11 protein-coding genes are annotated in these 12,141 nt (G+C 67.9%); 9 read left to right on the forward strand and 2 right to left on the reverse strand.

Annotation, left to right across the window (positions count from 1 at the left end):
* Nucleotides 1–14: 14 nt before the first annotated feature.
* The 8 genes from ACIQ1T_RS14290 (at nucleotide 15) to ACIQ1T_RS14325 (ending at nucleotide 9,129) form a co-directional block, all read left to right on the forward strand.
* Entirely contained in the window at nucleotides 15–530 is a 516-nt protein-coding gene (locus ACIQ1T_RS14290; protein ID WP_395945213.1) for a prepilin peptidase, read from the forward strand.
* A 118-nt stretch (nucleotides 531–648) separates the two neighbouring features.
* Nucleotides 649–1,563: a Flp pilus assembly protein CpaB gene (cpaB, locus tag ACIQ1T_RS14295; protein WP_395945214.1), complete on the forward strand. Its 915-nt coding sequence runs from the start codon at nucleotides 649–651 to the stop codon at nucleotides 1,561–1,563.
* 11 nt (nucleotides 1,564–1,574) lie between these two features.
* A complete protein-coding gene (locus ACIQ1T_RS14300; RefSeq protein ID WP_395945215.1) occupies nucleotides 1,575–3,218 on the forward strand; it encodes a type II and III secretion system protein family protein in 1,644 nt (547 codons plus the stop codon).
* 4 nt (nucleotides 3,219–3,222) lie between these two features.
* Nucleotides 3,223–3,912 carry a CpaD family pilus assembly protein gene (locus ACIQ1T_RS14305; RefSeq protein ID WP_395945216.1) on the forward strand — a complete coding sequence of 230 codons (690 nt, stop codon included), beginning with the start codon at nucleotides 3,223–3,225 and terminating at the stop codon, nucleotides 3,910–3,912.
* A 4-nt stretch (nucleotides 3,913–3,916) separates the two neighbouring features.
* The gene (locus ACIQ1T_RS14310) at nucleotides 3,917–5,485 is read left to right on the forward strand and encodes a cellulose synthase operon protein YhjQ/BcsQ (RefSeq protein ID WP_395945217.1); all 1,569 of its coding nucleotides are present in this window, start codon (nucleotides 3,917–3,919) and stop codon (nucleotides 5,483–5,485) included.
* Nucleotides 5,486–5,488: 3 nt separating this feature from the next.
* Complete coding sequence (locus ACIQ1T_RS14315; RefSeq protein ID WP_395945218.1) at nucleotides 5,489–7,150, forward strand: ATPase, T2SS/T4P/T4SS family; 1,662 nt, start codon at nucleotides 5,489–5,491, stop codon at nucleotides 7,148–7,150.
* A gap of 5 nt (nucleotides 7,151–7,155) precedes the next feature.
* The gene (locus tag ACIQ1T_RS14320; protein ID WP_395945219.1) at nucleotides 7,156–8,139 is read left to right on the forward strand and encodes a type II secretion system F family protein; all 984 of its coding nucleotides are present in this window, start codon (nucleotides 7,156–7,158) and stop codon (nucleotides 8,137–8,139) included.
* Between the two features lie 9 nt (nucleotides 8,140–8,148).
* Entirely contained in the window at nucleotides 8,149–9,129 is a 981-nt protein-coding gene (locus tag ACIQ1T_RS14325) for a type II secretion system F family protein (RefSeq protein ID WP_395945220.1), read from the forward strand.
* Here ACIQ1T_RS14325 and ACIQ1T_RS14330 read toward each other — a convergent pair.
* Entirely contained in the window at nucleotides 9,126–9,557 is a 432-nt protein-coding gene (locus ACIQ1T_RS14330) for an SRPBCC domain-containing protein (protein WP_395945221.1), read from the reverse strand. The two genes, ACIQ1T_RS14325 and ACIQ1T_RS14330, sit on opposite strands and share 4 nt — an antisense overlap.
* 40 nt (nucleotides 9,558–9,597) lie before the next feature.
* A complete protein-coding gene (locus ACIQ1T_RS14335; protein WP_395945222.1) occupies nucleotides 9,598–9,963 on the reverse strand; it encodes a hypothetical protein in 366 nt (121 codons plus the stop codon).
* Nucleotides 9,964–10,050: 87 nt separating this feature from the next.
* Between ACIQ1T_RS14335 and ACIQ1T_RS14340 the strand changes: the two genes are divergently transcribed.
* Nucleotides 10,051–11,382, forward strand: coding sequence for an amidohydrolase (locus ACIQ1T_RS14340; RefSeq protein WP_395945223.1), 1,332 nt, complete (start codon nucleotides 10,051–10,053; stop codon nucleotides 11,380–11,382).
* Nucleotides 11,383–12,141: the final 759 nt, after the last annotated feature.

A 12,141-nucleotide genomic window follows, 5' to 3' on the forward strand; every position in this document is an offset into this window, starting at 1 on the left:
GCGATGTTGGGCGCATGGACCTTCTGGCTCTTCCCCTTATCGGCGCCTTCCCGATCCTGATGATTGTGACCGGGCTGCACGACCTGATCACGATGCGGATTCCCAACTGGATATCCCTGATCCTGTTGGCGGCCTTCTTCCCTGCGGCCCTGCTGGTCGGGCTGCCCCCGATGGAGATCGCCGTTCACCTCGGCGTGGGCCTGGCCGCCCTTGTCGTCGGCATGGCCATGTTCGCCTTGAACTGGATCGGCGGCGGCGACGCCAAGGCCTTGGCGATCGCCTGCCTGTGGCTGGGCCTGGGGAGCGTCGCGCCGTTCATCCTGTGGACCGGCGTCGTGGGCGGACTGTTCTGCCTGCTGCTTCTCGCGGCGCGTCAATATTATCCGATGGTCGAGACTTTCACCCCGGCCTCGGGCTGGGTCGCCCGGCTGCTGGAGCCTAGAGGCGATATTCCGTACGGCGTGGCCATCGCCATCGGAGCCCTGATCGCCTTCCCGGAAAGCGCGCTTCTGCTGAAGGCCCTCGGATAGAGGCCGCAAAGAGCCGGATGCGGCTGCTTAGGAAGCATTAACCCGCCGGCCTCATGATCGTTAACGGTAGGGCGACGGAGATCGTGTCCGGGTTTCCACGCCTGCCGGAGACCTTTGGATGAAGCCCGCTCGTATCGCCGTCATCTGCATCGCCGCCGTCTCGGCCCTGGGCCTCGCCCTGGTCGTCCGTGCGATGGGCAACGGTTCCGAACCCGCGGCGCCCGCCGCCGCCGCGCCTGTCGAGACACGGCCTATGGCCAAGGTTCTGGTCGCCGCCAAGGATCTGGAGCCGGGCGCGCGCCTGACCGAGGCGGATCTCGCCTGGAAGGACTGGCCCGTCGACCAGGTCAATCCCGTCTTCATTACCGACGGCGCCACCCCCATTCCCCCCAAGCCGGCCCCCACGACCGCCTCCGAAAAGGCCGAGGGCGCGGTGGAGCGTGTCGCCCAGGCGGCGACCCAGCTCGCCGGCCCGGGCGCCAAGTCCGACTACCTCGGCTCGGTCGTGCGCGAACCCATTCTGGCCGGAGAGCCGATCGTGGCGCGCAAGATCGTCCGCGCCGGCGACAGCGGTTATCTGGCGGCCTATCTGGAGCCGGGCATGCGCGCCATGGCCATCGCCGTGACGGTGGAATCCGCCGCAGGCGGCTTCATCCTGCCCGGCGACAGGGTCGATGTGGTGCTCACCACGCAGAACGAGGCCAACGCCGCAGGCGTGGACGGCGGCGCCAGCGCCCGGGCGAAATTCTCCTCGGCCACCGTGATGCAGAACGTCAAGGTTCTGGCCATCGACCAGTCGACGCGCGCCGCCGACGAGGAACAGGCCGTGGTCGGTGCGACCGCGACGCTTGAGGTTCGTCCCCAGGACGCGGTGGTCCTGGCCCAGGCCAAGTCCGAGGGCGAACTCTCGCTCTCCCTGCGCTCCTATGCCGACACGGCCGGCCCGTCGGGTGCGGCCCGATCGCCCCGGGGCCAGCCCCACAGCGTCCGCGTCTATCGCGGCGGCGACCCCGAAGTCGTGGTGACGCCGTGAGAAAGAATCCCATGCGCAAGACCGCCGCCCTCGCCTGCGTCCTGCTGGCCGGCCTCGCCGCCGTCCCGGCGCCCGGCGTCGCCCAGACCCGCGCGGCGGTGTCGATGGGCGCCGCGCCGCAACTGATTAATCTGCCCCGCGGCACCTCCTTCGCCGTGGATCTGCCGGCCGACGCTCGCGACGTGATCGTGTCCAATCCGCAGGTGGCCGAGGCCATGCTGCACTCGCCGCGCCGCATCACCGTCATCGGCGTCGCGCCGGGCGAGACGGACGCCGTCTTCCTGGACGCCGCCGGCCGCACCATCCTGAGCCTGCGCGTCCGCGTCGACGCCGGCACCAGCGCCCTGCAGGATACGCTGGGCCGTATCGCGCCGGGCGGCCAGATCCACGCCGAGGCCGTCAACGACACGGTGATCCTGACCGGCGTCGCCGTCTCTCCGACCCAGGCCGCCCAGGCCGCCCAGGTGGCCCGCGCCTTCGTCTCCGCCCCGGAGAAGGTGATCAACATGATCAGCGTCGCCGGATCGGACCAGGTGACGCTGAAGGTTCGCGTGGTCGAGGTTCAGCGCAGCAGCCTGAAGCAACTGGGGTTCAACGCCGATATCCTGAAGGGATCGGGCATCCATTCCTACGGCTTCAACCGGGCCAACACCTACGGCGTCAACGGCACGGCGGCCGGGGGCGGTTCGCTTTGCTACGGTCAGGCGGGCGGTCGGACGACGAACTACTCGAATAGCAATTCGACGGGCAGCCAAACTGGATCCAGCTCTACTCGGACGGACACGCAGGCCTGGCAGGGCGCGCCTTTTCCGACCACAGTCGATGTGACCGATGTGAATGGCAATATCATCACGGTTCCCGGCACCTCGTCCGTAGGGTCCAGCCTCGGATCGAGCATTGGAAGCTCGGTCTCCAATGCCATCCAGAGTGTGGCCTCGACGGCCTTCCAGACCATGACGGGCACAAACGCGACCGGGTGCCTCGAAGCTTTCGAGCGCGTGGGTCTCGCGCGGACCTTGGCCGAGCCGAACCTGACGTCGGTGAACGGTGAATCCGCCAACTTCCTGGCAGGCGGAGAATTTCCATTGCCGACCGGTCGTGACCGGGACGGCACCATCACCGTGACCTATAAGCCCTATGGCGTGGGCCTGTCCTTCCGGCCGGTGGTTCTGTCCGAAGGTCGCATCTCTCTGCAGGTCAAGGTCGAGGTGTCGGAGCTGACGGAACAGGGCGGCTTCACCATCGGCGCTGGCACGCCCTCGTCGATCACCCTGCCGGGCCTGACTGTCCGGCGTAGCGAAAATACCGTCGAGTTGCCGTCCGGCGGGTCGATGATGATCGCCGGTCTGCTTCAGGAAAGCACTCGCCAGACCGTGGACTCCCTGCCGGGCGTCACCAATCTCCCCGTGCTGGGATCGCTGTTCCGGTCGCGGGACTTCCTCAATGGCGAGACCGAACTGGTGGTGATCGTCGAGCCCTATATCGTCAGCCCGACCTCGCCCGACCGTATGCAAACCCCCGCCGACGGCCTGCGCATCGCCAGCGACTCGCAGACCATTCTGTTCGGCCAACTGAACCAGATCTACGGATCGCCAGCCCCCTCCGCCCAGCAGGGCGCCGCGTGGCAGGGCGCCGTCGGCTATATGATCGAGTAGGCCCATGATCCGATCCTCCAAGACGATCATTTCCTCGCTGGCGATCGCCGGCGCCCTGGCCGGCCTGACCGGCTGCGTCGGCGGCCCGGCCAGTCTGGGCGGCGCGGCGCCGCTGACGCCGACGTCCCGCTACGGCTTGCAGGTCGAGGCCGACCTGGATCGGATCGCCCTTTCCGTCCATGACGACGGTCTGTCGGCTAACCAGAACGCCGCCCTGCGCGACCTGGCGCAGCGCTTCTCCCTCGCAGGGGCCGGAACCCTCGTGATCGAGGCGCCTGCGGGCGGGGATCCCGTGGCCGGCCAGCGGGCCTATGACATCCGCGCCGCTCTCGAACGGATGGGGCTGCCGGCCCAGAGCCTGCGGATGGCCAGCTATGTGGGGCCGGACCCCCGCGCGCCGGTTCTGGTCGGTTTCGAAACCGTCCAGGCGGTCGTGCCCCGCTGCGGCCAGACCTGGGGCAACCTCAGCCGCACGGGCGACAATATGTCGGGTTCCAACTTCGGCTGCGCCGTGACGGCCAACCTGGCCGCCCAGATCGCCGACCCGCGCGACATCGTGGCGCCGCGCGCCATGACGCCCGCCGACGCGGGACGCCGCACCGTGGTCTTCGACAAGTATCGCGCCGGGGAGCAGACGGCGGCGGTTGTAGAGACATTGGTCGACAGCGCGCGCGTCGCGACGGCCGTGGATTAGGTTCATGAGCACCTCCACCCCTCGCACCTTCGAAACCTTCGACGACGCCTTCGACGTCGACATGGACTTCTCGGACCCGGACGCCTTCCCCGCCGAGGCGGAAGAGACGCCGCTGCAGTTCACGACCTCTGCGGTCGAGCCCGCCCCGATCCAGCCGTCTGTCCAGCCCGCCGCGGCGCCGGGGTTCAATCCCGTCGGCGAAATGGTGGCCCAGGCCCAATCGACCCTGGCCCCGACCCTGGCGTCTGAGACCGGCCTGACCTCGGCCGGCCTGGCCTCGACCGGCCTGGCCCCGGCCAGCGCCATCGGCGAGGTGTCGGTGCCGCGCATCGCCATCCACGTCTTCGCCGAGCGTCAGGACACCCTGGCCGCCGCCGAGCGCGCCGCCCAGGATCGCCGCCTGTCGCGCGCCACGACCCAGATCCGCATCGGCGGCGTGCTGGCGGCCGTCGAGGCCTATCATCACGAGCCGACGCCCCCGCTGATCATCGTCGAATGCCTGAAGGATCCCGAGGGCCTGCTCTGGGAGGTCGACCAGCTGGCCGAGGTCTGCGACGCGGGCACCAAGGTCATCGTCGTCGGCCCGACCAACGACATCCTGCTGTTCCGCGAACTGATGCGGCGCGGGGTCAGCGAATATCTGGTCGGTCCGCTGCAGCCGCTGCAGCTGATCGCGGCCATCGGCGGCCTGTTCAACGACCCGGCCCAGCCCTTCGTCGGCCGCTCGATCGCCTTCGTCGGCGCGCGCGGCGGGGCCGGCGCCTCGGCCGTGGCCCACAACACCGCCTATGCGATTTCGGAACGGATCGGCGCCAATACGGTCATCGTCGACTACGACCTGCCGTTCGGCACCGCCGGTCTGGACTTCAACCAGGATCCGCTGAACGGCGTCGCCGACGCCCTGGGCCAGCCGGACCGGCTGGACTCGACCCTGCTGGACCGGATGATGGTCCGCTGCACGGACAAGCTCAGCCTGTTCGCCGCCCCGGCCACCCTGGACACCGACTGGGACATCTCGGCCGACGCCTTCGAGGAGGTCACCACCCGGATCCGCTCGACCGCGCCCTTCGTGATCCTGGATCTGCCGCACCTGTGGTCGCCGTGGATGCGCCAGACCCTGATCAGCGCCGACGAGGTGGTGATCGTGGCCACGCCGGACCTGGCCTCGCTGCGCAACGCCAAGAACATGATCGACCTGATCAAGACCGGCCGCCCGAACGATGCGCCGCCGCGCCTGGTGCTGAACCAGGTCGGGGTGCCCGGGCGCCCCGAAATCCCGGCCAAGGACTTCGGCGCCGCCCTGGGCGTTCATCCCAGCCTGATCATCCCGTTCGACGCCAAGACCTTCGGCGCGGCCGCCAACAACGGCCAGATGATCCTGGACGCCGGGGCCAAGACCAAGGCGGCCGAGGCCTTCCAGACCCTGGCCCAGATCGTGTCGCGTCGCGAACTGCCGGTCGTCGCCGGTCCCAAGGCCAAGCCGGGCAAGGCGGCGAAATCCGCCAAGCCGCCCAAGACGGCGTCCACGACCGAATCCAAGTCTCTCTTCGCCTCCATGTTCAGGAAACGCTGACGCGTGTTCGGCAAGCGTACAGGTCAGCCCGGCGTCGCCTCGGCGCCGATGCGTCCCGCCCCCCAGAAGGCGGGTGCGTCCGAGAGCGCGCGCGCTGCGGCGTTCGGCGACGTGCGCCAGCCGCAGCAGGGCGTCCAGGCCGAGGCCTTCGCCTTCGTCGGCGAGGATGATTTCGAACCCGACGCCCAGGCCTTCGCCCGCGCCGACGCGCCCGCCCAGACGGGAGCCCCCGCCGCCGCGCCCACGGCCGACCGGCTGGACGCCCTGGCCGCACGGCCCAAGCCCAAGCCGGAAGCGCCGCGTCCGGCCGCCGGCGCGCCCGGCCCCAAGGCCACGGCGGGCCTGGACCAGCTGAAGAAGGCCCAGGCGGTCGCCGAGATCGTCCGCGAACAGAGCGACTATTATCACGCCACGAAGACCACCATCTTCAACGCGCTGATGAACACCATCGACCTGGCCCAGCTGGCCCAGCTGGACACCAAGGCCGCGTCGGAAGAGATCCGCGACATCGTCGCCGAACTGGTGGCGATCAAGAACGTCTCCATGTCGGTCGCCGAGCAGGAGCATCTGGTCCAGGACATCGTCAACGACGTCCTCGGCTATGGTCCGCTGGAGCCGCTGCTGGCCCGCGACGACATCGCCGACATCATGGTCAATGGCGCCGGCCGGGTCTTCATCGAGGTCAACGGCAAGGTTCAGCTGACCAATGTCCGTTTCCGCGACAACGCCCAGCTGATGAACATCTGCCAGCGGATCGTGTCCCAGGTGGGCCGCCGCGTCGATGAATCCAGCCCCATCTGCGACGCCCGTCTGCCCGACGGTTCGCGCGTCAACGTCATCGCCCCGCCCCTGGCGATCGACGGCCCGACGCTGACGATCCGGAAGTTCAAGAAGGACAAGCTGACGATGAAGAATCTGGTGGAGTACGCCTCCATCAGTCCCGAGGGCGCGCGCGTCCTGGGCGTCATCGGCGCCTCGCGATGCAATCTGGTCATCTCGGGCGGCACGGGGTCGGGCAAGACCACCCTGCTGAACACCCTGACGGCCTTCATCGACCCGACCGAGCGGGTCATCACCTGCGAGGACGCCGCCGAACTGCAACTGCAGCAGCCGCACGTGGTGCGTCTGGAGACCCGGCCGCCGAACCTGGAAGGCCAGGGCATGATCACCATGCGCGACCTGGTCAAGAACTGCCTGCGGATGCGTCCCGAGCGGATCATCGTCGGCGAGGTGCGCGGCCCCGAGGCCTTCGACCTGCTCCAGGCCATGAACACGGGCCACGACGGCTCGATGGGCACCCTGCACGCCAACTCCCCGCGCGAGGCCATCAGCCGGATGGAGTCGATGATCACCATGGGCGGCTACGGTCTGCCGTCCAAGACCATCCGCGAGATGATCGTCGGCTCGGTCGACGTCATCGTCCAGGCCGCCCGCCTGCGCGACGGTTCGCGCCGCATCACCCACATCACCGAGGTCGTGGGTCTGGAAGGCGATGTGATCGTGACCCAGGACCTGTTCGTCTACGACATCACCGGCGAGGACGAGCACGGCAAGGTCGTCGGCCGTCACCGCTCGACCGGCATCGCCCGTCCCCGCTTCTGGGACCGCGCCCGCTACTACGGGCTGGAGCGCGAGCTGGCCGACGCCCTCGACGCGGCGGAGTAGGGGCCATGCTTCCGATCCTCGCGGCGGTCCTCGCCTTCATCACCATCGGCGGCCTGGGCTGGGTCTTCGTCGGCGGTGAGGATTCGTCCAATCAGGCGGTCAAGCGCGCCCAGGCCCTGGGCGAGGGCAAGAAGAATCCGGCGCTGGCGCGCAAGGCGGCTGCGGCTGCGGCCAATACGCCCGAAGCCCGGCGCAAGCAGATCATGGCCCAGCTTCAGGAAGCGGATCGCCGCGACCGCAAGGCGCGTGCGAACATGGCGGCGAAGCTGCGCCAGGCCGGGCTGACGATCAGTGTGCGGACCTTCTACATCATCAGCGGCGTGGTCGGGCTCGTCGCCGCGATCGCGGCCCTGGCGTTCGGCCTGCACATCCTCCTGGCGCTGGGGCTCGGCTTCGGCGTGGGCCTGGGCTTGCCGCGCTGGGTTGTGGGCTTCATCGCCAAGGGACGGATGAAGAAATTCTCCCTCGAATTCCCCAATGCGGTGGACGTCATCGTGCGCGGCATCAAGTCGGGCCTGCCCGTCCACGAATGTTTCAAGATCATCGGCCGCGAGAGCCCCGCCCCCCTCGGCCCGGAGTTCAAGAAGCTGGTCGAGGCCCTGGGCGTGGGCATGACCCTGGAACAGGCCCTGGAGAAGATGTTCGAACGGATACCGACGCCGGAACTGCGCTTCTTCACCATCGTCATCGCGATCCAGCAGAAGACCGGCGGCAATCTGGCCGAGGCCCTGGGGAATCTGTCGACGGTGCTGCGTGCGCGCCGGATGATGGGCGAGAAGGTCAAGGCCCTGTCGTCCGAAGCCCTGGCCTCCGCCGGCATCATCGCCTGCCTGCCGCCGGCCGTCATGGGCATGGTCATGTTCACCAGCCCCGCCTATATGATGGCCCTGTTCACCGACATCCGGGGCAATGCGCTCCTGCTCCTGGCGGCCTTGATGATGGCCACCGGCGTCTTCGTCATGAAGCGCATGATCTCGTTCAAGATCTGAGGCGGCGTCATGAACGGCTTCATTCGCTTCATCACCGACCCGCAGAACCTGCTCAGCATCGGCGTGGGGATTCTGGTGTTCGCCACCGTCCTGACCCTGCTGTCGTCGATGACGGGCGGGGTGAAGCTGGACAAGCGGATGAAGGCCGTCTCGGAACGGCGCGACGAGTTGAAGCGCCGCTCGCGCGCCGCCATCCAGTCCGGGCCGGGCGGTCTGCGCCACACCGACGATGAAGGCTTCAAGAAGCGGGTCGTGGACCGGCTGAACCTGACCCAGTTGCTGGAAGACCCCAAGGTGGCGGATCAGATGGCTCAGGCCGGCTACCGCGGGCCGCGACCGCTGACGACCTTCTACTTCTTCCGCTTCACGTCGCCCTTCGTCTTCCTGCTGGTCACGGCCTTCTACATGTTCGTGATGAAGATCGTGGACTGGCCGACCATGCTGAAGGTGACCGCCTGCATGTTCGCGGCGGTCGCGGGCTTCTACGCGCCCAACCTCTATGTGAAGAACCGCATCGACAAGCGCCGCGCCTCGATCATGCTGGCGTTTCCGGACGCGCTGGACCTGCTGCTGATCTGCGTCGAGGCCGGCATGTCCATCGAGGCGGCGATCACCAAGGTCAGCCAGGAGATGGGGTCGTCCTCGATCGAACTGGCCGAGGAGCTGTCACTGCTGTCGGCCGAGCTCAGCTATCTGCCGGATCGCCGCATCGCCTATGAAAACCTGGGCAAGCGCACCAATCATCCCGGCGTGAAGTCGGTCACCGTGGCCATGACCCAGGCCGAGGTCTATGGCACGCCCCTGTCTTCGGCCCTGCGGGTCATGGCCAAGGAAAACCGCGACCTGCGTCTGTCGGCGGCGGAGAAGAAGGCGTCCGCCCTGCCGGCCCAGCTGACCGTGCCGATGATCCTGTTCTTCCTGCCGGTCCTGTTCATCGTCATCCTCGGGCCGGCGGTCCTCAACATCATCGACACGATGGCCAAGAACTAGGTTTCAGCCGCCGTCTTCAGCCCGTCGACGATGGCCTGATGCGCCTCGCGCAGGGCCGGGCGGTGCTTGTCGTGGAACAGCTCGCCGCGCAGGCCCGCGAACTTGTGGCCGGACGAGACGATGCATTTGCCCTTCTCCAGCTCCTCGATGTCGATATAGCGCAGGGTGCGGAACAGGAAGCCCCGGTTCTCGGTCCAGACCAGCCGCACATAGGGCCGCCATTCGGCGACGGCGGCCGCTGCCTGACGCTGGGGCTGGCCGGGAAAGGCCTCGGTCATCGACAGCCGGCCGCCATAGGCGATGGCGCCCTCGACCTCGGTCTCGTAGGGGTTCCATTCGTTCCAGCGCGACAGGTCCGACACCAGCTCCCAGAGCCGGTCGGAGGTCGCCTGCACGCCGGCGCGTTTCTCGATCTTGGTGTCGTCCATGACGCCGATCTGGCACGGCTTGGCGGCGGAAGGAAGACGTTCAGTCCCGCTGGCCGTCCGGCTGGACCAGCTTCAGCCGTCGTCCGTCGTCCAGACCCAGCCGCGTCTTGACCTCGAACAGGTCGGCGCCGGCGGGAATGATCAGCAGCTTCTTGGGCTGGGCCGTATTGACCGCGACCACCCCGCCCTTGGGGCAGATGTCGAAACAGTCGGCGCCGGTGACGGTCAGACCGCTCTTGCGGCCTTTCTTGCCCTTCTTCAGGTGCAGATATTTCCGCAGCGCCTTCTTCAGCGTCATGTCGCCGTCGGGACCGAAGCCGCCGTCCAGCTTCTTCGAACATTTGCGGCAGACCAGGACCACGTCCTTCCACTCGGTCTTCGCGCTCTTGAAGTCTTCGACAGCCATGATTCGATGATCGTCGAGCGCGGGTCGTTGCACAAGCGAGGCGGGCGCCCTCTGATGGCCGGGAACGCAATTTCACGGGAGCTTCACATGCGCCGCCTGATCGCCGCCCCGATCCTGGTCTCGACCCTGGCCCTGATGTGCGCGACCGGCGGCGCCCATGCTCAGGAAACGGGGGCCCATACCGTCGACGCGGCGACCGTGGACGCCGCCGTCCAGGCGGTCCTGCCCGAGGTGGTCGAATGGCGCCGCGACTTCCACCAGCATCCCGAACTGGGCTTCGCCGAGACCCGCACGGCCGAGACCATCGCCGCCCATCTGCGGTCCCTGGGGCTGGAGGTCCGCACCGGGGTCGGCAAGACCGGGGTGGTCGGCGTCCTGCGCGGCGCCCGGCCGGGCCGGGTCGTGGCCCTGCGCAGCGACATGGACGCCCTGCCGGTGCAGGAGGCGACGGGGCTCAGCTTCGCCTCGACCGCGACCGGGACATACATGGGCAATACGGTCCCCGTCGCCCACGCCTGCGGCCACGACATGCATATGGCCATGCTGATGGGGGCGGCCGAGGTGCTGGCCGGGATGAAGGACCGGATCTCCGGCACGGTGGTCTTCATCTTCCAGCCGGCCGAGGAGGGCGCCCCTCCCGGCGAGCCCAAGGGCGGCGCCGCCCTGATGATCGAGGAGGGGGTGCTGAACGATCCGAAGCCCGAGGCCGTCTTCGGCCTGCATGTCGTGCCGGGCGAAGCGGGCACGGTCTTTTACCGGCCCCAGGGCTTCATGGCCGCCTCCGACCGGATCGATATCGCTCTGAAGGGCAAACAGACCCACGGCGCCTGGCCCTGGCGCGGGATCGACGTGGTGGCGGTCGCCGGCCAGGTGATCGAGACGGTCAACACCCTGACCGCCCGCACGGTCGACCCGACCACCACCCCGACGGTGTTCACCATCTCCACCGTCAATGCGGGCGTCCGCTACAACATCATCCCCGACAGCGCGACCTTGTCCGGCACGCTGCGCACCTTCGACACGGCCCAGCGCGCGGCCCTGATCGAACGGGCCGACGCCGCCATCGACCATGTGGCGGCGGCCTATGGCGCCACCGCCGACTTCCAGGTCAGGATGACCGCCCCCCTGGTCTTCAACGACCCGGCCCTGTCGGCCTGGCTGGCGCCGGTCCTGACCGAGGCGGCGGGCGAGGGCAGGGTCGACCCCGCCACGCCCCCGACCACGGTGGCCGAGGACTTCAGCTATTATCAGCAGGCCCTGCCGGGCGTCTTCTACCACCTGGGCGCCAGCCCGGACGGCGTGGCCCCGGCGACCTCTGCGCCCAACCATTCACCGGAGTTCTCGCCGAACGAGAAGGTCCTGCCCCTGGGGGTGAAGACCCATGTGCTGACGGCGCTGCGGTTTCTGGAACGGACCTAGGGGCGCCGCCTCGACGTCTCCTCCCCATCGCAGATGGGGAGGGGGACCGCGAAGCGGTGGAGGGGCTCTTGAAGCCCCACGGACTTCCGTTCTTCGCGCTCTAAGAACCCCTCCGTCACGGCGCCGAAGACGCGCCGCGCCACCTCCCCATCGCTACGCGACGGGGAGGAGACACAGTGGATGGTTCGCGAAGGCCATCTCTCAACGGGGGAAGGAAGGTGTCAGCGCGAGCGATTGAGCCAATGTCCAGTTTGGGGCGGACGCCTATTTCGCCAATCGACCCTTAGCGGCTCTTGCGATGGTCCGTTTCCGGGCGAAGTGCCCATTGGAAAGGCCAAATGTCGTCTTTCCGGCGTCCGCACCCTACGCAGTTTTCAGGCGTTCGTAGCCAAGGCGCGACGTAGCCCTTCCCTGTGTCCGTGATGTGCTTTCGACAGCGGGGACACCGAAGCGAGTTTCCCATCACCATCCAGAAAAGCGGGCCGAGAAAAAGCAGCGGCCAAAAAAGCTGTGCGAGGGCGACGCCTACAAGGAGAAGGACAGCCGCACAGGCGAAGAGAGGATAATACCAGCGCATTTCACTCTGCCGCTTCGGGTCCCGAACGCCTACCGCGATCAACGTCCGCTAACCACGGTGGGCTCAACCGGTGACCGCAACACGCTAACTTTTCTTCGGAGATGGAGCGTGGGCGATGAAGCAGCGGCGGCGGATCTATTACTCGGCGGCCCAGCGGGCTGAAATCTGGGATCGCTGGAAGG

The organism is Brevundimonas sp. (genome assembly GCF_044336875.1).
Taxonomy (GTDB): Bacteria; Pseudomonadota; Alphaproteobacteria; order Caulobacterales; family Caulobacteraceae; genus Brevundimonas.